The following is a 22,020-nucleotide window of genomic DNA, read 5'->3' as shown; positions in this document are numbered from 1 at the left end:
TGAAGTTATGAGAAGTTTACCATTGGCTTAAATTACCTGATTTCACCACGATTTGTCAAGCAAAATCAATACTATATCCCAAAACGGACCTAGATGCTGTTTTAAAGGATTTTCATGCGGATTAAAATTTTAATCCGATAATCGAAATCAGTGTTTAAGACACAAACCTTGTTCCGTGATTGTTTTTCGACTAATGCGTCAATTGCCAAGGCGTAAATGGGATAAGTCCCTCTTCTTCGTCTACGATTCCGGCACTCAGGTTGTCTCCTCCGTAATCGTCAAAATATTCGATTCGGATGCGATGTTTCCCCGCTTCCAACACCAGGGTTCCTTTTTCTACCTTGGAACTGTGGGAGCCGTCATTATCTACCGCCAACTGCCCGTCAATATACATTTTGGAACCATCGTCCGAATTGAGGTATAACTTATAGGTTCCGGTCTTTTCAATGTGGACATAGCCCGACAACACCAACCCAAAGTGATCTTTACGCATTGGGGCATCCACTTTATCGGTAACCATTTTGACCACTCCGGATGCCACGGCTTGTAGTTTTTCAAAATCAGGAACCTCCATCCACTCGCCCTCATAATAGGTGAACCGCAATCCTTTTTTGGGCGATCTTACTTTTGTGGCCTTCAGGGGATCCATTTTTTTAAAATTCCGTGAGATGACCCTTCCTGCCCTATGATCTTGGGTATAGGCCCGTGTTTTCAGTTGGCAGGTTTCCTTGATCTGTATAGGCCCGGTATATTTTAGGGAGTTCAGTGTAGGTTCGGAACCATCAAGGGTATAATAAATCTGGTGTTCCTTGAAAAGCGGGGTCAACACCACTTCTTTTGTCTTGTCGAAAACGGCATAATCAAAATCGATGCGGGGTGGGGGAGGCACCAAAAGTTTGGCCAGCTGTTTGCCGTTGGCATATTTGTCCTTTTCCATTTCAAAAAAATCGAAAACACGGCCGTCATGCGCAATGGCACGGAAGGATAAATGGTTTTCAAAAATGCTGAAAGTAGTATAATGGTGTCCCGTCTCCAGTTCTTTGGTAAACCAGGAACGATGCGGGTCAAAATCGTCCAATCCGCCACCAGCACCTCCAGAATTGATATATACGATACCATTTTCCATACTGATCCGATCATTGAACAAGGGCCAACTACGTTCGTAGAGATGCGTATGCCCAAAGAGGCAAAAATCCACCCCGTAGGCCTCGTACAATGGTACAAGATTGCGGGCAAAACTCTTAAAAGTGGAAATGGCATTGTCTTCCTCAGTGGAATAGGGCGGATGGTGGTGCACCACCATTTTCCAAGGAGCATCCGATTCTGCCAGGGCCCACTCCAACCAATTGTATTGCTCCGAACCTTCCGACACATCCCTGTTGGTGTCGAGCATAAAAAACTGCACGGGACCATAACGGAACGTATAATAATATTCAGGTGCCGGATTGGCCATATAGTCGTAATAGAATTGGGCATCGTGTTCGTGGTTCCCTAAAACGGAATACAGGGGGTAATGCGACATCACCTTTTGCCCTGCGGGGAAAAACTGTTCCACCCAATCCGACTTTTGTTCGCCCTTATCGACCAAATCACCGGCGTGGATAATGAATTGCGGACGTTCTTCCCAGAGCCGTTGGGCAATTTTGCCCCAGGCCCAAGGGGTAACTGGCTGTTGTTGGGTATCGCCGATAAAGGCAAAGAAAACACCATCATCATTACCCACCACCGTTTTAAAGCTGGACGGTTCACTAACCATTTCGCGACCGTTGGCAAAGGTACTCCGTACCCTGTATCGGTATTTGGTATTCGGCTTAAGGCCCTCCAAACGGATTTCATGTAAAAAACCGCTCTTTTTTCCTTTGACGTTTTGGGAAAACGTCTGTTTGGGTCGATCCTTTAAAATTTCATCGAATTCGACCATGGCCGAACTTTCCGAAGTGGTTTCCCAAAGCACGGTAATGCCATGCTGGGTGGCATATTGTAGATAGGGTTTGACCAACAAGGAATCTTGTACAGCTTGGGCATTTACAAACAGACCCAGTGTCAGACAAAGTAAAGCCATTGTATTTTTCATTTCGTAGAAAGTTGGTTTATTCATATTTTACAAGCTGTATAGGCCCATCATTCTTGGCAAAGAGCAGGTACTTTTTGCCGTTGGTGGTATGTTCCATTTTTGTGAGGTGTTTGATATCGCCATCGTGGTCAAAATCGGCCAGTGCCAGACTATACCACCAACTCACTGTATCGATAAGTTTGATTTTTTTGGTGTTGCTGTAAAAACGGTCCTCCCGGTTCTCCAATACGTTGATGGGTATCCATTCCCCGGAAACCACGTTGAGCCCTGGACTTATAATAATGTTCGTGGTCTCTAGTTGGGCATTGTTAAATTTATTGTTACGTAGATAGTTGTGGCATTTATAACGAACAGCCCTGGATAAGTACGCTTTGATGTGCTTAGGGTCAATACTGTTCCTTCGTTGCCAATAGTCTAGCCAAATATCCTGAATCAAATCTTTGGCTGCGATTTCGTTCCTTATTAATGAAGCCGCATAAGGATATAAAGCATCCCACAAAACATTGAACAGTTTGTTATAGGCTTTTTGGTCAGAAACAGCAACTTTTTTGGTCAATTCCCCTATACTTGTTATGCTCTCATCAGTGCTTTTTGGCATAACACAAAGTAATCAAAAACAATAGTAGATTATATTACTTAAATGTAAAACATTGTAATTAAAAGAAATTGAATGCTTTATGGACAAAAATGTATTTTGGAGTATTTAAAAAAGAACCTATTTAAATTGTTAATGACATAAAGGAACTTATGTTCTTTACATATCCTTGGTGGAATGCTCCAATTCCAATTTTCCCCAAAAAAAACCTCGAAATAATCAATGCGAATCGAGGTGCCAACCTTTCAACATATATTAATAACCATGCTTATTTAGATATAGTTGCGACAAAACTAAACAGCGTAATTTGCTTACGAAAACCTTACCAAACCTTGTACTATTCTTTCGATGATATTTATCGAAATTTAAAATTCAGTAACAATGTTTACCCATTTTAGAATCAAATTTTGCACATCCTCTAAAATTCCTTTGGGTTCTTAACCGCAAATTCTTCTGTAACGAAAAGTAAATCTTTTACCCCTATTTCAGTCCACTTTTAGTTGAAGATTTACAGAGTGGGAGAACAAAAACTATGCACTTTTTTGAAACAAATATTGAAATAGTGCAGCTTCAGGCAACTATTTCATAAAATCTAACGTCAATATTAATAGTAAACCTTGTTCAATATATTGTTTCAGTTATGAAAATAATAAGCGCACTCTTTTTAATGTTTCTTGTGACGATATCCTCTGTGAAAAATATTAAGCAGAATAATAATCTACTAGAACAGGAATTGGTTTTAGTGACTTTTAAATGTGAAAGTTGTACTACAAAGAATAAATTCTCTGTGTTAGGACCAACGGAATTTACCTTAAAACGAGTTGAATTCCCTTTCTCAAGGAAGCTAAAACCTGGCAAATATAAAATGACCTATTGGCAAAATAGAGTTCAACAGATTCATTTACCTTTTGTTGTGAATCCAGATTCCAAAAATATTGTAACCGTTAAAGAATAGTAGAAACCTTCGAAAATATCCTAGTTTCCTAAAACCTATAAAATTACTGTAAGTGTAAATAGAAATTCACGTCTCGAACAAGGATGTTAGACCATTAAGTAGTTTTTCATCCTTAGTCTTGCTCCCATGCACATTATTGAATTGATACCACCCAGAAGAAATCTGACTTTGTATCCTTAAGCTAGAAAAGTTCAATAAAACGGTTACTTAAAACTCTTATGCCTATCTTGAACCTTAATGGATTAGCTTCAATTAGTAATTAGATATTGACAATCCGTTATATAATTCTTGCCATTCACGCCAAAATTATTAAAGAAAATACATAAATAAAAGAAAGATTAATACTACATTTATAATGTTGGAAAGTATACTTGCCGCCAGACATGAGTTTACACCCTAAGAGGCTTTATCCCATTGGGTGATGGTTGTTTATATACATAAAACAAAAACATTAAAAATGAAAATCATTGAAAAATTATCAGTATTTCTTTTCTTAATCTTTGCCTTGGTTTCTTGTGAAACGGATTCCACAATCCAAGAGGTCGATGAAATCAATTCAGGTAGATTGGAAGGACAAGATTCCAAATCCATTTCTACCAGTAAAGGTACGACAACAGATTTGACATCAAAATCCTCATGTGGGGGTTATGTGAGTGGCAGTTATAGTGTCATCAATTCGTACCATAACTATACGCCCTATAAATCCATCGACATAAGTTGTGCAGCTATGGGGTCTACTATTACAGTATCTGTTGTTGCATACGATATCCCAAATAGGTTTACTATTCGAGATGCCAATGGAAGCTTTGTAAAGTCAAGTGGTTGGATGGGAACGGCCAATTATCCTGGCCCATGGGGATTTTCCCTAAGTACAACTAATACCAAGACCATGACATTTACCAAGACTACGCAAACATATCAGTTACAGGTAGAGACACAGACCCCACCCAACTATTCATATAACCCAACCTATGACAGCTGGGGTGCGACCACAAGCTGTTCGTGCTGTTCAACCCCTGGATGTAGTACCGGTACCGGTGGTACGGGATGTACCACCCCTAACAATTGTGGCGACTTATATACAGGAAATTATTATACTATAAATAATTATTATACGTATCCTGATAAAAACCTAGATGTACATTGTGTTGCAACGGGATCTACCATCCAGGTATCTGTCACGGCACTTGATATTCCCAATAGGTTTACGGTTAAGGACTCCAATGGGAATACAGTGGCCTATACCGGATGGATGGGAACTGCCAATTACCCCGGCCCGTGGGGAATGTCGTTGAGCACATCGAATACGGCCACTTTGAGCTTTACAAAAAGTGCCACTGTTAACATTTATAAGTTAAAGGTAGAGACCCAGAACCCACCTAATTATTCCTACAGTCCAACTGCAGATGGTTGGCAAGCGACTTTGGGATGTACTCCCCAAAATTGATCATAATTAAAAATCATGACAAGAGCCTATTCTTTTGGATAGGTTCTTGTTTATATGATTGAGTGGCAATGGGTACCCTCAGAATAAGTAAAGCCTTTTGGCCAATTGATTTTAAAAGGATTTTCAAAATTTCTGGAAAATGTGGAAGCCTACAATGGTTTTCGATTATGATTACTGCCTCTTGAGTTAAAAGATGTTAAAGTTTAGAGTGAAATCAAAAACTATGAACAAAGTATGCATTTTTTTAGAACAAAAAAGCCCCCACATCTGTGAGGGCTTGATTTTACTGGTGGTCTGGACGGCCCCCAAACCTTGATTTTATCATTCTGAAAAACAATCACTTATAAGGTGCGTCATCTAAGTGGCAACCGAAATGGTCACTTATAAAGTGCCAAAACTAAAAGAACATTAATACAAGGTAAAAGTAGGCAAATCTTTTGGAAAGGGGCTAGCAAAATTGCAATGAAGAGATTAAAAATCCCATTAGCTTATGTAGCCTTCTTGTCGTTTTTATCGAAGTGTTTCTTTAATAAATTTTCAAGAATTCGATGGAGCGGAATATTCATTGTTTTGGAAAATAGAAAATAATTTCACTACTTTTAGTTGAATTGTATCCTGGCCTTGAAAAAATTAACAAGTAATTAGATTGAGGTATATAGCCGAAGGTTCATTTAGAACGGGAAATACAAAAGGAATCCAAAAATCATTTAATGATTCCTCAAGAATTAGCTATGCTGACTTTAAAAGAATACAAAATACTATTCCAAAAGCTGTATACCTCCTTATGCTTGTTTTCAAACAAGTATGTTGAAAATTTGGAAGTATCCAAAGATCTTGTTCAAGAAGTGTTCATTAAAGTTTGGGAGGATAAGATAGAGTTCCAAAATGAAAATACCATTAAAGCCTATCTATATACCGCAGTAAGAAACAAATCTCTGGATTATCTAAAAAGCAAGCGTTATAGGTCAACACAATCCTTACCCATACAAGAGATTGAAAAACTTGAGACAGAACCATTTTTTTTAAGAGAGGTATTGATTTTAGAAACCTCAAATATTTTAGAAGAAGCTATAAATACGCTTCCAAACAGATGTGCTGAAATTATTAGGATGAGTATCAGAAGTTTTACCAATATGGAAATAGCCAAAGAATTGGGAGTCTCAATCAATACCATTAAAGCACAAAAGAAAATAGCGTATAAGAGGCTAAAACCATTATTGAAAGAGCATCTTGCCTTATTATTGCTTCTTACCGATATCTTAAAATAGACACCTCAAAATTGATAATTAACTATTTTTTTTAATTTTTTTTAATCATTTCTTAACCCTCTTCGTAATTTTTGTCGTCTTAGTGTAAAATAGACACTTATTTACAGTGCTCTAATCAACACTTTAACAGATGCTGATTTTTAATAAAATACTTGAATTGTCTAAGCAACTGGCTGTTTCCCTACTGAAAAAGGAACATCCTACTTCTCTTAAAAATTCAAATGTTTTTAATGATGATGATAAAGAGTATATATTGAAAAACCTTACTGATAAGTCTTTGATCAAAGAACGCAAAGACCAAGGTATGCAAATAAATATTCAGGAGGATTTAAGAAAAGTAAGCAATCATATTGATGTTCCAGTAAGAAAGCTATACCAAAAATATGTGTGGGCTGCCTCAATAGCTGTACTAATTGCTATTGGATATTTGTTTAGGGGTATCCTTTTTGTTGATAAACCTTTGGAAGAGGGAAATACAACAATAGTAGAAAATTCAATTAAAAAGGGGACAGATAAAGCGGTTTTGACACTTGAAGATGGTACCAGCGTTGTTTTGGGAGAGGGAGAAAGTTTACAAAAGAATAATTTGAGTAGCAACGGACAAGAATTGGTTTACAACGCTTCCAAGACCCAAGAGAATAAGATAAACTATAATTATTTGACCATTCCAAGAGGTGGACAGTTTTCACTTAAGTTGGCAGATGGCACCCAAGTTTGGTTAAACTCTGAGACTCAACTTAAATACCCAGTGGTGTTTGTTGATGGTTTGGACCGCGAAGTAGAATTGGTCTACGGAGAGGCTTATTTTGATGTGTCACCAAGCACCAATCATAATGGCACAAAATTTAGAGTGCTGAACAAAGACCAAGAAGTAGAGGTTTTGGGTACAGAGTTTAATATTAAGGCCTATGAAGACGAGTCAAGTACATATACTACTTTGGTAGAAGGGAAAGTAACAGTGTTTTCAAAAGAACACGGACAAGATTTGACTCCGAATCAACAAGCTGTATTGAACAAAACGGCCAATACATTTCAAGTGAACAGAGTAGATGTATATAACGAAATTTCTTGGAAAGAAGGTGTCTTTAGTTTTGAGGATAAACCCCTTTCAGAAATAATGAGAGTCCTTTCAAGGTGGTACGATATGGACGTTGTTTTTGAAAAAGAAGAAATTGGAAATGTTGCCTTTAACGGCATTTTGGGTAAAGAACAGGACATTAATGAAATACTGATCACAATACAAAATTTTAAAATAATCGAGGCTTATGAAATAAATGGAAAAACAGTATTCTTAAAATAAAAAAGAAAGGGCAAAGTGATGTCATTTGGCGATGAGAGTACCTTGCCCTATAGCGTGATAATTAATTAAATAACTAACTAAACACATTCAAATTTATGGTATTTAAATTTAGATGCAGTCGTTTTTTGATTTTAAAGCGGTTGTTAATGACCATTATGAGAACATTTATCTTCTTATTGTGCACCATGGTATTCGGTTTTAATTCATCGAAATCGATTTCGCAAGAAATAGTTCATATTGAACATGACCAAATGAGCAGTATTAATCAGGTCTTCCGAATAATCAAAAGGCAGACAGATTATCGTTTTCTTTATCCTAGGGATGCATTCAGAAATGCTCCAAGAGTTCAGCTCAAAAAAGGGGAAATATCTGTTACAGAACTATTGAAAAAAAGTTTGTCGAACAAAAATTTTGATTTTGAACTTTCCAATAACAACACTATTGTTATTAAGCAGTTGCCAAAGCTTGTAAATGATAAAATTAATATTGAAAAAGTAGAGCAATATACTGTTCAAGGATTAGTTACCGATGAAGCCGGACAGCCCTTGCCTGGTGCCAATATCGTTGAAAAAAACACATCGAATGGTACACAGACTGACTTTGATGGTAATTTTTCCATAACTGTTTCTAGTACTGATGCAATATTGGTCATTTCATACATAGGCTTTCTTCCTCAAGAAATTACAGTAGGTCAACAAACAAATATACAAGTAGCCCTAAAAGAAGATACCGCTGCCTTGGATGAAGTAGTGGTCATTGGATATGGTGAACAAAAGCGTAGCGACATTTCTGGCGCAGTGTCTGGAATAAAACAAAAAGAAATTGCCAGAAACCCAGCGGCAAATATAAGTAACGCATTAGTGGGACAAACCACCGGTATTATAGCTACGCAGCGTTCAGGGGAACCGGGTAAGGATGGGTCAAATATCTTAATTAGGGGTATAGGCACCACCGGTAACGCTGAACCCATATATGTGATCGATGGTATTATACGCACCGGCAGGGACTTTAGTCAACTGAACCCCAATGAAATTGAATCGTTCTCTGTACTTAAAGATGCCTCAAGTGCTGCCGTGTTTGGTGTACGGGGTGGTAACGGTGTTATCTTGATTACAACAAAAAGGGGTAAAGCAGGTAAAATGCAGATTAATTTTTCTTCTTCCCTTGGTATTCAAGAGCGTACACGTGATCCAGATTTATTGGATTCTTACGAATATGCCACACTTTTTAACGAGGCTAATATCAATGAAGGTAATGAGGCGACCTATTCTGCCGAAGACCTACAGAAATACCAAGATGGTAGTAGCCCCGATACACATCCAAATGTAGATTGGCTATCTGTATTGAACAAATCTGCGATCATTAAAACCTATAACATTGCTGCAAATGGCGGCTCTGAAAACGTACAATATGCAGTTTCCTTTGGGGCTTTAGATCAAGATGGTATTATCCCTGGCGATAATTTTAAGCGGTATAATTTTAGATCGAATATCGATGCCAATGTCACCAAAACAACACGATTATCTTTTGATGTTTCAGGTAGGGATGAAAATATAGACGCCACAAGAGATCCTGAGGTGTTTAGATGGCTAATGTCTGCTAAGCCCAATTTGGCTCCAATAAAATGGTCCAATGGCGTATATTCCAGTGGGCCAGCTTATTTGGCCCTAAAAGAAAATGGATATAGAAGAGAGCGAAGCCAAGTATTTCTTGGACGTATTCAAATAGAACAACAATTGCCTATTGACGGGCTCTCTTTAAAGGGGATAGCAGCTTATGATAAAACCATAAAATATGATAAAAACTGGAACTTCTTAAAAGTGCCCTATTCTTCTACCGCCCCAGTTAACGGTGTTTCTGTCTTTGAACCTATTGGTGGCGATGCAGCCAACTTTTTAGAACAAAAAAATTCAGATAATCAATCACTTACACTTGAAGCCCATTTAAACTATAAAAAGACCTTTGGCAAAAGCAATGTATCCGGTTTATTATTATACACACAAACAAAGCAAGTGTACAATGAACTCTATGCAAAGAGAGAAGGTTTTAAATTAGATGTTGATGAGTTGAAGTTTGGCAGCTTGGATGGAGCAGTAAATGACGGCTATTCACTTAATTCGGCAAGGCAAGGTATTGTAGGTAGGGTGAATTGGACCTATGATGACAAATATATTCTTGAAGGTAGTTTCCGTGCTGATGGTTCGGAACAGTTCGCTCCGGGCAATAGATGGGGCTTTTTTCCATCTGGTTCTGCAGCCTATATTATCTCAAGGGAATCATTTTTGGAAAACTCATCTATAATCAACTTTTTAAAGCTTAGGGGGTCTTACGGGGTACTTGGTAATGACCGCTTAAGACTTAATGGTACGGACCAAATATTTCTTTACATACAGCAATATGGCTTAGGAGATAATGCCATTTTTGGAAGCGGCACACAGCAAACCATAAATGAGGGGCGCCTGCCCAGTCCAAATGTAACTTGGGAAACTGTTAAAAAACTAAATGTAGGTTTTGATGCCAGACTTTTTAACAACAATATATCATTATCTTTTGACTACTTCAATGATAAGCGAAGTGATATTTTAGGAAATAGGGATCTATCCGTTCCAAGTCTTTTAGGGGTAAGCTTACCTATTGAAAACTTGGCTAAAGTAGACAACCAAGGTATTGAAATTGAACTAGGGCACTCAAAGCAAGTCAATGAGGATTTTAGGTATTCCATGAATGCCAATTTTACCTATGCAAGAAACAAAGTCCTATTTATAGATGAGGCTGAATCTGACAACCAGAATATTCGTAGAACAGGACAACCTTTGGGGACGCAGTTTGGACTAATCGCTTTGGGTATTTTTCAGTCACAGGAAGAAATTGACAATGCGCCAACACATTTTAGTACTACCGGCCCTGGAGACATAAGATATGCTGATTTAAACGGTCCGGATGGGGTTCCGGATGGAGTTATTGATGATTATGACCGTACTTCATTAGGTATCTTAAGTACAGACAACAATCCGGCAGCTCCAGAGATAATTTTTGGATATAGAGGTAATGTCTATTACAAAAATTTTGAATTTTCTTTCTTACTCCAAGGTGCTGCCAGTGTGCAACAGTACTATAGTGGAGAGGGAGTATATCCATTTTTCCTAGGTACAGGCCCTGCTTATCAAAGAAACTTGGATCGTTGGACACTAGACAACCCTAATGCAAGTGAGCCACGGGTATTAATAGGTGAAGGTGCCCAAAACAATCATAGGTTCTCTTCTTTTTGGGCAGAAGATGCTTCATATCTACGTCTTAAAAATGTGGAACTGGCCTACAATGTTCCTGTTGAAACATTTGGAAAAGGCTTTGTTCAAGGTATACGTATCTATGCTAATGCCAACAATGTATATACATGGTCAAAAATTAAAGATTTTGACCCGGAAAATAGCCAAAGTAGAGGTTGGGGCTATCCCCAGTTGAGGATTTGGAACTTTGGTATAGACGTTAACTTCTAAAATTTTGCATGATGAAAATAAAAATTAAAGGCAGCATTAAATTAGGCTGTACACTAGTTTGTTTCGTTTCACTATTGGGGTGTGAAAAGGATTTTCTGAACCAAACTCCTAAAGATTCCCTTAATGAAGAGTTGGTCTGGACAGACCCTCAAGGTGCAATACAGTTTGTAAACGGTATCTATGGAGATATGCCCTCTGGTTTTGATCGTAATTATGACGGATGGGCAAGGGGTCTTTATATACTGGATGGCTGTACTGATGATGGAGATGTAAGTATGGGATGGACACATTCCGGAAGATTGCAAAGTGGAGACTTTCAACCTAGTAATGTGCCTTGGGGAAACCAATGGTCCATTTATTACGGACTACTACGAAAAGCAAATTCAGCATTGGAAAATCTGGATACACTTGAAGACAAAGAACTGGCAAACCGTTTAAAAGGTGAAAGCTATTTTTTAAGGGCTTTTATATATCATGAGCTGCTAAGGTTATTTGGATTAAAATCTGAAGGGTCAGAAGCTACTGGCGTACCTCTTATAGATAAACCTTTAACACTAGAAGATGACCTTGAAATTCCGAGAGCAACCTATAATGAAGTGGTAGATTTTATTTTAAATGACTTGGATGAAGCTGCCAGTCTATTACCTTCCGTTGGCAACATAGAAACAGGTAGGGCAACCGTAGGTGCGGCCCATGCCCTTAAAAGCCGAGTATTGCTCTATGCGGAACGCTGGTCTGAAGCCGCTGCTGCGGCAAACGAAGTTACGGGCTATACCCTGTTTCCAGAATATGGACCTTTGTTCAAAGAAGAAAACAAGGATAATAGTGAAATTATTTTCGCAAAAAAATTCAGTTATCCTGATAGACATCACCAAACTGGTGGAGGTGGTACTCCAGGAGCTGGATGGGATGTGTACAACTCTCCCAATACCTATAGAGGTCCAAGCGATGGTGGATGGGGTGGTAATCTTGCAACTCAGAATTTCGTAGATGCATATGATATGATCGACGGTAATTCACAGTTTGAATCGTCACTGTTTGACCCAGATAATCCTTATGACAATCTTGATCCTAGATTTGAAGCTACCGTTGTACATAATGGATCTACTTTTAGAGGAAGAGAAGTAGAAATGTTTGAAGGTGGTAGAGAAGGTGATGGAGGAGCGTTTATGACCACAAGATATTTTCTACGTAAATACCATAACGAAGATTTGGTCCTTTATTCACAATCTAGTACACAAGATTGGATTTTTATGAGATATGCCGAGGTATTGTTAAACTATGCCGAAGCCCAAAATGAAGCCTCGGGTCCTGATGGAACCGTGTATGCCGCAATCAATCAAATTCGCCAAAGAGCGGGGCTCCCAGATTTGGAAGCAGGCCTTGGGCAATCTGAAATGCGAGACAAAATCAGGAATGAAAGACGTATAGAACTGGCCTTTGAAGAACATCGGTTCTTTGATATCAGAAGATGGAGAATTGCGCAGGACCTATTGGATGGAAAACCAATTTATGGAATGCGAATAGACAAGAATCCGGACACAGGAGTTTTAACGTACTCAAAATTTGAAGTGGAAACCCGTGGTTTCCCAGAAAAATTATATGTCTTGCCCATACCTCAAGATGAGATAGATAAAAATCCTGCGGCCAAACAAATCAATGGCTGGTAGGGGTTTAAAAAATACAGTTAATTGATTTGAGTTAGTTCTTAATTTAATGTTAGTCAAAGAGCAAAGGAGAAGTAGTTAACCTCCTTTGCTCTTAACATTTTAATCACTTGTTGAATGAATGCGGTTAAACAATTTTGGAATACTCTATTAAGGTTCAAAAAAACTTGTGCAATTTTTTTGGTCATAGTTTTTGCATGTAAAAACGGTGATGAAACCTTGGGAAAAGAAAATGAGAAATTAACTCAGGACAATGCCCTTCTATTTGCCATCAAGCCCCATAATGAGACGGGAATAGCATTTAAAAATATGCTTCCAGACACAAGACAGTTAAACGGAATCTTGTATGAATACTATTATAATGGAGCTGGTGTGGCTATTGCGGACTTCAATAATGATGATTTGCAGGATATTTACTTTGTTTCGTGTTTAAAATCCAATCAACTTTATCTAAATAAGGGCAAACTCAAGTTTGATAATGTTACAAAAAAGTCTAATGTTTCTGGAAAAGGAGGTTTTTCAACAGGGGTTACGGTGGTCGATATCAATTCGGATGGAAAACAAGATATCTATGTTAGTAAATCAGGAAAATACAGAGATATCAATAAGACAAGAAATGAACTTTATGTAAATCAAGGTAATGATGAATACGGAAATCCTATTTTTATTGAACAGGCTGCTCAATATGGACTTGATTTGCCCAACTTCTCCACACAAGCCGCCTTTTTTGATTATGACAAGGATGGGGATCTAGATTTGTTCTTGCTAAATCATGGCCTTCAAATCTATGAAAGCAGTATGTTGCAGACGTTAATGGAGATCAAAAGTCCATTGCAAAGTTCCAGACTGTATAAAAATGAAAACGGTTTTTATATAGATGTTTCAGAAGAAAGTGGATTGATCAACAATGCCATTAGCTTTGGATTAGGGGTGGCCATAGGGGATCTTAATAACGATACATGGCCAGATATTCTTGTGGGCAATGATTTCTCAGAAAAGGACTATCTCTATTTAAACCAAAAAAATGGTACGTTCAAAGAGGTGATCAATGAAGCTACCAACCATATTTCATTTTATTCAATGGGCAATGAAATTGCCGATTTGAACAATGATGGATGGATGGACTTTGTGTCCTTGGATATGATGTCTGAACATAATTATGACATTAAAACCTCAATGAGCGGAATGGATATAGAACGCTTTTATAATCTTACAAGCAAAGGACTACATCACCAATATATGTACAATACATTACAATTGAACAATGGTGTTGAAGATGTTACAAACGGAGTCCCCATATTTTCTGATGCGGGACAAATGAATGCAATGTCCAGTACAGATTGGAGCTGGGGGCCATTGGCTTTTGACATGGATAATGATGGTTGGAAAGACCTTTTCATATCCAATGGAATAAAAAGAGATTTTAGAAATAATGACTTCAACAAATATAAACAGGCAAAATATGATGAATTTTTTACTCAGTATGGAGAGAAAAATGTTGAAAATCAACAACGGATGCGTGACTTGGTTGCAAGTTTGATCAATAAAATGCCTGTTCGTGACAGACCCAATTATTTTTATCATAACCAAAAGGGAAACGGCTTTTCCAAAAAGAACGGAATTTGGATACCAGATGTGCCAACAAGTTCCAATGGAGCGGCTTATGCAGATTTGGACAATGATGGAGACCAAGATATAGTTGTCAATAATACAGACGATTATGCAATGATTTACGAGAATTTATCTAATGAGAAAAACAATAACAATTATTTAAAGGTTCGACTAAAAGGTTCAAATAACAATATAATGGGGATAGGAGCTCGATTGGTTGTTGAAAACAATGGGCAAATGCAGGTTCTTGAAAATTATTCTACTCGGGGTTTTCAATCTGCTTCTGGATCTATATTGCATTTTGGCCTCGGAGAAAAAAAATTTGTAGAACAGCTCGCGATAATTTGGCCAGATTCAAAATTCAAGGTTTATAGGAATATTAAGGCTGGACAGACCATTGAACTTGATTATGAAAATGCTAATGAAATGTATAAGGTTCCTGAAAAACCAAATGGATTGTTCAGGGATATTACAAAGATGTCACAGTTGATTTTTGAACACCAAGAAAATAATTTTGATGATTTTTCAAGAGAATTGCTTCTTCCCCATAAAATGTCACAATTTGGTCCAGCATTGGCAACTGGCGACATAGATAGAGATGGGTTGGAAGATATATATATAGGTGGGGCTTTAGGTTATGAGGCTAAATTATTTGTACAACAAAATGGAGGGAAGTTCAAACAAAAAAATATAGCTGCTTTTGCTAAAGACAAAATGTATGAAGATGTTGATGCCTTGTTTTTTGATGCTGATGGGGATGGGGATATTGATTTATATGTGGTCAGTGGAGGAAACGAAAACAACAATGGAAGTCAACAATTAAATGACCGATTATACGAAAATAATGGTAATGGAAATTTTGTGTTGGTTGAAGCTTTGCCCAAATTGGGAGAAAGCGGTTCAAGAGTTAAAGCTTGTGATTTTGATAAAGATGGTGATTTGGATTTGTTTGTTGGTGGGCGTCAAAAACCTGGACATTATCCAGAGCCTGTAAGCAGCTATATCTTGCAAAATGAAAGTGGGTTGGGAAACATAAGATTTAAAAATGTTACAGATGCGGTAGCCAAAGAATTATTGGGAGTGGGAATGGTAACTGATGCATTATGGGTAGATGTGGATAATGACTCTTGGAAGGATTTGGTGGTGGTTGGTGAATGGATGTCACCTATTGTTTTAAAAAACAATCAAGGTAAATTTGAAAATATTACAAAAAAGTCAGGGCTTTCAAAAGAAACTGGTTGGTGGTTCAGTATTGCATCCGCAGACTTTGATGGTGATGGGGACCAAGATTTGGTTGCAGGAAACCTTGGCCTGAACTATAAATATAAAGCAACATACGATGAGCCTTTTCAAGTGTATCAAAAAGATTTTGACAACAATGGAACCTTAGATATTGTATTGGGATATTATGATTTGGGAAATTTGTATCCACTAAGAGGAAGACAATGCTCTTCAGACCAAATGCCCTTTATCAAGAAAAAATTCAACAATTACGATGCTTTTGCCCAAGCCACATTAGTAGACGTTTATGGTAGTGCAAACCTAGAAAATGCGGTACATTATAAAGCGTCCAATTTTGCAAGCTCTTATTTTGAAAATCAAGGAGACGGTACCTTTTTGGTCAAGGAATTAGGCAGCCTATCGCAAAGATCTTCGGTTAACTCAATCAATATTGATGATTTTGATGCAGATGGGCATATGGATATGATACTGTCCGGGAATTTATATGTCTCAGAAGTAGAAACTCCAAGAAATGATGCAAGTGTAGGGGTGTATCTTAGAGGAGATGGAAAAGGAAACTTCAGGGAGGTGCCTGCCACTATCAGTAACCTATATTTAAAAGGAGATGTGAAAAAAACTAGGATTATGAATATGGCCAATGACAATAAAGCATTGGTTGCCGTTAAGAATAATGATTTTGTACAACTGTATGAATTAAGATAATATACATGCAAATGAAATGTGTAAAATTTTTAATACTCTTTTTTTTCTGTTTTTTCTCTATCGTGGGATACAAGGGGTATTCTCAAAATATACATTCAGTAGAAGCAGGGCCGAATGCCCTAAAAATTCAATTGGATACTGAAAAAACGTATCAAACCATACATAATTTTGGCGCTTCAGATGCTTGGGCAACACAGTTTGTAGGTAAGTGGCCCAATAAAACCAAGGAAAAAATAGCTACACTACTTTTCAGTACATTGAACAAAAAAGATGGAAGTCCAGAAGGAATTGGACTTAGTGCTTGGCGATTTAATATTGGGGCTGGGAGCTCAGAGCAGGGTGAGGCAAGTAAAATTATTCATGAGTGGCGTAGGGCAGAATGTTTTTTGAACAAGGATGGAACGTATAATTGGGATAAACAAGTTGGACAACTATGGTTCTTAGAGGAAGCCAAGAAAAAAGGGGTCAGTACTTTCATTGGTTTTGTTAACAGTCCTCCAGTTTATTTTACCAAAAATGGCAAAGCATATTCAAATGATGGTATTTCCTCCAATCTTAAAGAGGAATATTATAATGCATATGCTGATTTTCTTTCCACAGTGACCTTGGGAGTGGCTGATAAGACTGGCGTAATGTTTGACTATATAAGTCCTTTTAATGAACCTCAATGGGAATGGAAGTGTTGCAAACAAGAAGGTACTCCATGGAATAATGATGAAATGTACAAAATCATAAAAAAGATGGATGCATCCTTTGCCAAATACAAAGTGCCATCTAAACTTGAAATTACTGAAGCAGCTTCTATAGGATTTTTATATGAATCTACATATAATGAGAAAAGACAAAATCAAATTCAATATTTTTTTGACCCTACTTCTCCAACATTTGTAGGAGACTTGAAATCTGTAGCAAGAAAAGTGGCTGGGCACAGTTATTTTTCAACATGGGATTTAGACAAACTCATCAACAGTAGAAAACAATTGGACAAAAAAATTGACAGTATTGATTCTTCTATAGAATATTGGATGTCCGAGTATTGCATTTTGGAAGATAATGAGGAAATCAAGGGGAAAGGTCAAGATTTAAGCATAGCTCCTGCGTTGTATATGGCCAAGGTCATTCATTCAGATTTGGTTTTTGCCAATGCCTCTGCATGGCATTGGTGGCTTGCAGTTAGTCCTTATGATTTTAAAGATGGTTTGGTGTATGTGGACGAAAATAAATATGGAGGCAATTACTTGGATTCTAAAATGCTTTGGGCCTTGGGAAATTATTCCAGGTTTATCCGTCCGGGGATGAAACGCATCCACTTATCCAGGTCTGATGACAAATCCCTTGAAGAGACCATCAAAGGTGTGCTGCCATCAGCATATATGTCCAATGATAAAATTGTGGTTGTGCTGGTCAATCAATTGAATACTTCAAAAGAAATCGCACTCTCTGGAATCCCAAATGGTTTTCATGAAATGGAAGTTTATCAAACCTCAGAAACTCTTGATTTAAAAAAAACAGCCATACTGCATGTTGATGATAAAATCATTATTCCTACAAAATCGATAACAACATGTGTACTAACTAAAAACGATAAATAACTCCAATGATTCAAAGACTGATGGTTATGGCAGCTGGTATCATTTTTACATTCTGTCTAATGTCCTGTAAAGACAAAGTACGTGAAAATGAAGAATTAAGAAAGAATAAGATTGTACAAACAAAAATTAGAAATCCAATAGTTGATGGTTTTTTTGCAGATCCTTCGATGGTAAAGCATAATAGTAAATATTATATCTATGCCACTGTAGATCCTTGGGGTGGTGACGAATTAGCGGTTTTTGAATCTTCAGATTTTAAGAATTGGGAACAAAAACACCTCAACTGGCCCACCTTGGAAGCTTGTAAGACAGAAAACTCTTCAGGAGCAAGGGTTTGGGCACCTTCTGTAATTCAAGGAAAAAATAAAAAATTCTATATGTATGTTTCCGTGGGCAGTGAAATATGGTTAGGTGTTGCCGATAATCCTTTAGGTCCATGGAAAAATGCCAAAGCTGACAATACACCTATAATCGGTAAAAATGTACGACCAGATTACCACATGATTGATGCGGAGGTTTTTATTGATGACGATGAGAAAGTTTATTTGTATTGGGGCTCCGCTTTGACTTGGGAACAAGAGAGTCGCTGTTTTATGGTTGAACTGCAAGACGATATGGTGTCCTTTAACGAATCAATGATAAAGGATGTTACCCCTCCCAACTATTTTGAGGCTCCGTTTATGTTAAAAAGAAACAATAAATATCACTTGATGTATTCACAAGGAAAATGCATTGATGCCACCTATATGGTGCGTAGTGCAGTTGGTAATACGCCATATGGCCCATGGGTTGAGGAGAAAAATAGCCCAATATTATCAACCGCAGCAGATTCCATCCCCTTGGGACCGGGCCATCATGCAGTGATTAAAATAAAAAATCAGGATTATATTTTATATCATCGAATAAAGGATAACAACAATACCCTGTTGCGTGAATTGGCGATTGATAGCTTGAATTTTGATAAGGAAGGGCAAATGTTGGCTGTCAATCCGGATGGTGGCGTTTTGTATGAATCTCAATAAACCAAAATAACATAAATGACAAATCTAATAAAACGCTTTCTGTTTTCTTTTTTACTTAGCATTATGGTGGTGAGCTTTATCTCTTGTAATATAAATAAAAGAGGCGAAGATGAGTATGTTGGATACCTATTTGCATATTTTGCGGGCAATGGCCCCAATCAAGAACAGGTGTATTATGCACTTAGTTCCGATGGATATAACTTTTGGGCACTTAACCATGATAAGCCGATTATGGACAGTAAATCTATCAGTGTCAGTGGAGGAGTAAGGGATCCACATATTCTAAGGGGAGAGGACGGCAATTTTTATATGGTGCTAACGGATTTGTATGTACCCAAAATGGGATGGGAAAATACTGCTATGGTCTTGTTGAAATCTACCGATTTGATCCATTGGTCGCACAGTGTTATCGATGTGCCTAAAACATTTCCCAACAAATTTGGCGATGTGAACCGAGTCTGGGCGCCCCAGACCATTTATGATAATAAAGCAAAAAAATATATGGTTTATTGGTCAATGCGTCATAATCAAGATGCTGATATTATTTACTATGCCTATGTAAATAAAGATTTTACTGCTTTTGAGACCGAGCCTAGACAATTGCTTTACAAAAAGGGGGCGTGCATAGACGGTGATATTGTATTAAAGGATAATAAGTATCATTTGTTTTTTAAAAATGAGGACGAAGACGCAAAAGGTATTATGAAAGCGGTCTCGGATAAGATCAATCAAGGTTATGTTGTCCAGGACGGGTACGTAGATCAAACCGATGACCCTGTTGAAGGTTCTGGAATTTTTAAACTAATAGATTCGGACAACTATATATTGATGTATGATGTGTATGCAACGGGCAAATATCAGTTCTGTAAATCTACTGATTTAGAGCATTTTGAAGTGGTGGATGATGTGGTTAGTATGAATTTTCATCCACGTCATGGTTCGGTCATTCCCATTACCAAAAGAGAAAAAGAAGCACTTTTGGCAAAATGGGGAGATATGTCAAGCCTTGATTAAGGAATTTCTGTTAATCTTAAACCATTGACCAGGAAACTTAACATTAATAAATACGCCTACCTCTTTCAAAATATCATCCAACTTTTGATTTTTAAACCCATAGGTGGCGGTCGAAGCACTAGGTATGAGATTAATCTATAGCCTTGGGTATGGATAGCGAGTGAAACGAAGTCTCACGCTGCAAGGTCCCAAATACTTGCCAAACTAATTTACTGAGCGAGGCATAGATTCTATTTTAAAGCAAAAATGGGTCAATTTTTTATACTGTTTATAAGGCTTTCAAGAGAATTTGACCCAATTTTCCCTAATATTCCACCAACAAACCCGAGGATGTATCTGAAAAAATAAAAATGAGATTAGAATTATAATAATTCAAAACTCTTATACTGATTGTGACAATATTTTCCTGTGTTTATAGGGGTTTCGAGTGGAATTGTCACAATTCTACTCCAGTTGCACACTGCAAAAAATTATTCAAAAGTACTGGATTTACAGGCCTTTTGGCGAAAAAATGTTGAACGTAGCACCGGCTTGCCGTGCTGCCCTCTCGCTATACCTCTCAACTCCCTTTTCGGTCGTTGTTCGATATACCTTCGGCCTTGCGAAAAATAGATTGCGCCCTATCGTGTTTTTGCTTTACGTTTATCTATCGGAACACTACAAAAACCCGATAGGATCCATGCGCAAAGTTTTGGGGTAAATTTGGGACATTATATATTGCCTTGTCTTGGATTTGTCCAACCCATAAAACTTTTTCCGACCAGTCGTTCCTGAAGGCCGTCCATATCCTCTCGAAGTTTCCTGTCCACCACTTTGGCATATATCTGTGTGGTCTTAAGGGAACGATGGCCAAGCATACGGCTAACGGATTCTATGGGCACGCCATTGGAGAGTGTTACGGTAGTGGCAAAGGTATGCCTTGCCAGATGATGGGTAAGGTTCTTTTTTATTCCACTTCGTTTAGCTATTTCCTTTAGGTGCAGGTTGGTCTTTTGATTGCTGATCACTGGAAGTAAACCTGTATCTCCTTTCCTTGTATTTCTATCTTTATATTTAAGAATGATTTCCTCTGCGAGTCCCAAAAGCGGGATATCGCATCGGACCTTGGTCTTTTTTCTATTTATCCGAATCCATTTCTTACCTTTTATGTCGATGGTCATATCGTTTTCAGAAAGTCGCTTTACATCGGAGTGGGCCAATCCGGTAAAACAGCAGAACAGGAATACGTCCCTTACTTCTTCCAATCGTTGGATATCCATATGGGCCTCACTTAAACTTTGCAATTCTGATTCGCTTAACGCCTCTCTTTGTACCGGGATCCATACGGCTTTCCAATGGTAAAAGGGGTCACGTTCGATCCATCCATGGGCGTGGGCAATCCGTACTATCTTCTTAAAGTTGGTCACATATTTGGTGATGGTATTCTGTTGTCCTATTTTTTGGTCATTCAGATGCCTTTCAAAACGTTTCACGAACATAAGGTCGATCAGGCCCACACGGATATCCTTCACTCCATATTCTTTTGCTAAAAATGTACCAAGGTGTAGACACGTTCTTACGTGCTTCATGTATGCGCTATGGGAATATCCAGAACCTACTTTGTTCTTAAGATCGTTATTGTGACCCTTATAGATTTCAAGGAGTAATTTCGGTTGTTCGCCTTTTCCCAAAAAGGTGTTGGACAATACCTTTGCAGTATAGATTCTCCCCTGATCAACGTATTGCTGTTGTATCTTACAGATTCCTGATTCCATTTGTTGGAGATGGCCATTTATCTCCTGTGCTTCTTGGCCATATCCCTTGGCCCTCCCTGCTTGTGGGTTCCAGGATGTCCGCCTTATCTTTTTCCCGGTACTCACCTCGCTACGTTTTCCATCGACGGTCACCCTCATAAATATGGGAATCATACCGTTGGAATCCATTCTGTTGTTCCTTAGGTAGAACAACAATGAAAATTTCTGTCTCATAACTTGGTCTTTACAGTTAATTTCACCAATCCTTTAGGTACAAAAGGCTGATGTACATTGTTTTAAC

General features: G+C 37.9%; 12 protein-coding genes. 9 read left to right on the top strand and 3 right to left on the bottom strand.

Annotated elements, in window-relative coordinates; translation table 11 throughout:
- Positions 1–190: 190 nt before the first annotated feature.
- Together HJC33_RS15665 and HJC33_RS15660 are read right to left on the bottom strand one after the other, a co-directional pair.
- Positions 191–2,074, bottom strand: a complete 1,884-nt coding sequence (locus tag HJC33_RS15665; protein WP_171659792.1) for a metallophosphoesterase — start codon at positions 2,072–2,074, stop codon at positions 191–193.
- A gap of 16 nt (positions 2,075–2,090) precedes the next feature.
- Positions 2,091–2,672 carry an RNA polymerase sigma factor gene (locus tag HJC33_RS15660; protein ID WP_171659791.1) on the bottom strand — a complete coding sequence of 194 codons (582 nt, stop codon included), beginning with the start codon at positions 2,670–2,672 and terminating at the stop codon, positions 2,091–2,093.
- A 1,409-nt stretch (positions 2,673–4,081) separates the two neighbouring features.
- Here HJC33_RS15660 and HJC33_RS15655 point away from each other — a divergent pair.
- The 9 genes from HJC33_RS15655 (at position 4,082) to HJC33_RS15615 (ending at position 19,986) form a co-directional block, all read left to right on the top strand.
- Positions 4,082–5,071, top strand: coding sequence for a hypothetical protein (locus tag HJC33_RS15655; protein ID WP_171659790.1), 990 nt, complete (start codon positions 4,082–4,084; stop codon positions 5,069–5,071).
- Positions 5,072–5,781: 710 nt separating this feature from the next.
- Positions 5,782–6,339: an RNA polymerase sigma-70 factor gene (locus tag HJC33_RS15650; RefSeq protein ID WP_171659789.1), complete on the top strand. Its 558-nt coding sequence runs from the start codon at positions 5,782–5,784 to the stop codon at positions 6,337–6,339.
- Between the two features lie 157 nt (positions 6,340–6,496).
- Positions 6,497–7,639: a FecR family protein gene (locus HJC33_RS15645; RefSeq protein WP_171659788.1), complete on the top strand. Its 1,143-nt coding sequence runs from the start codon at positions 6,497–6,499 to the stop codon at positions 7,637–7,639.
- A 155-nt stretch (positions 7,640–7,794) separates the two neighbouring features.
- On the top strand, positions 7,795–11,136 hold the full coding sequence (locus HJC33_RS15640) for a SusC/RagA family TonB-linked outer membrane protein (RefSeq protein ID WP_171659787.1): 3,342 nt from the start codon (positions 7,795–7,797) through the stop codon (positions 11,134–11,136).
- Between the two features lie 8 nt (positions 11,137–11,144).
- Complete coding sequence (locus HJC33_RS15635) at positions 11,145–12,806, top strand: RagB/SusD family nutrient uptake outer membrane protein (RefSeq protein WP_171659786.1); 1,662 nt, start codon at positions 11,145–11,147, stop codon at positions 12,804–12,806.
- A gap of 177 nt (positions 12,807–12,983) precedes the next feature.
- Entirely contained in the window at positions 12,984–16,358 is a 3,375-nt protein-coding gene (locus HJC33_RS15630; RefSeq protein ID WP_171659785.1) for a VCBS repeat-containing protein, read from the top strand.
- Between the two features lie 62 nt (positions 16,359–16,420).
- On the top strand, positions 16,421–17,950 hold the full coding sequence (locus tag HJC33_RS15625) for a glycoside hydrolase (protein WP_171659784.1): 1,530 nt from the start codon (positions 16,421–16,423) through the stop codon (positions 17,948–17,950).
- Between the two features lie 5 nt (positions 17,951–17,955).
- Entirely contained in the window at positions 17,956–18,972 is a 1,017-nt protein-coding gene (locus HJC33_RS15620; RefSeq protein WP_171659783.1) for a family 43 glycosylhydrolase, read from the top strand.
- Between the two features lie 15 nt (positions 18,973–18,987).
- Positions 18,988–19,986 carry a glycoside hydrolase family 43 protein gene (locus tag HJC33_RS15615; protein ID WP_246245581.1) on the top strand — a complete coding sequence of 333 codons (999 nt, stop codon included), beginning with the start codon at positions 18,988–18,990 and terminating at the stop codon, positions 19,984–19,986.
- Between the two features lie 710 nt (positions 19,987–20,696).
- On the opposite strand, the gene HJC33_RS15610 is transcribed toward HJC33_RS15615, so the two are convergent.
- The gene (locus HJC33_RS15610) at positions 20,697–21,953 is read right to left on the bottom strand and encodes a site-specific integrase (protein WP_171659782.1); all 1,257 of its coding nucleotides are present in this window, start codon (positions 21,951–21,953) and stop codon (positions 20,697–20,699) included.
- Positions 21,954–22,020 lie beyond the last annotated feature (67 nt).

Origin of the sequence: Flagellimonas amphidinii (genome assembly GCF_013090115.1) — a bacterium.
Lineage (GTDB): Bacteria > Bacteroidota > Bacteroidia > Flavobacteriales > Flavobacteriaceae > Flagellimonas > Flagellimonas amphidinii.
Note: the sequence above shows the minus strand (reverse complement) of the source record. Positions and strands in the feature narration are given on the sequence as shown.

What these genes read in the sequence shown, in the direction of transcription:
- HJC33_RS15665 (WP_171659792.1), bottom strand. Translation starts at nt 2,074, where the DNA reads ATGAAAAATACAATGGCTTTACTTTGTCTGACACTGGGTCTGTTTGTA.
- HJC33_RS15660 (WP_171659791.1), bottom strand. Translation starts at nt 2,672, where the DNA reads ATGCCAAAAAGCACTGATGAGAGCATAACAAGTATAGGGGAATTGACC.
- HJC33_RS15655 (WP_171659790.1), top strand. Translation starts at nt 4,082, where the DNA reads ATGAAAATCATTGAAAAATTATCAGTATTTCTTTTCTTAATCTTTGCC.
- HJC33_RS15650 (WP_171659789.1), top strand. Translation starts at nt 5,782, where the DNA reads ATGATTCCTCAAGAATTAGCTATGCTGACTTTAAAAGAATACAAAATA.
- HJC33_RS15640 (WP_171659787.1), top strand. Translation starts at nt 7,795, where the DNA reads ATGAGAACATTTATCTTCTTATTGTGCACCATGGTATTCGGTTTTAAT.
- HJC33_RS15635 (WP_171659786.1), top strand. Translation starts at nt 11,145, where the DNA reads ATGATGAAAATAAAAATTAAAGGCAGCATTAAATTAGGCTGTACACTA.
- HJC33_RS15620 (WP_171659783.1), top strand. Translation starts at nt 17,956, where the DNA reads ATGATTCAAAGACTGATGGTTATGGCAGCTGGTATCATTTTTACATTC.
- HJC33_RS15615 (WP_246245581.1), top strand. Translation starts at nt 18,988, where the DNA reads ATGACAAATCTAATAAAACGCTTTCTGTTTTCTTTTTTACTTAGCATT.
- HJC33_RS15610 (WP_171659782.1), bottom strand. Translation starts at nt 21,953, where the DNA reads ATGAGACAGAAATTTTCATTGTTGTTCTACCTAAGGAACAACAGAATG.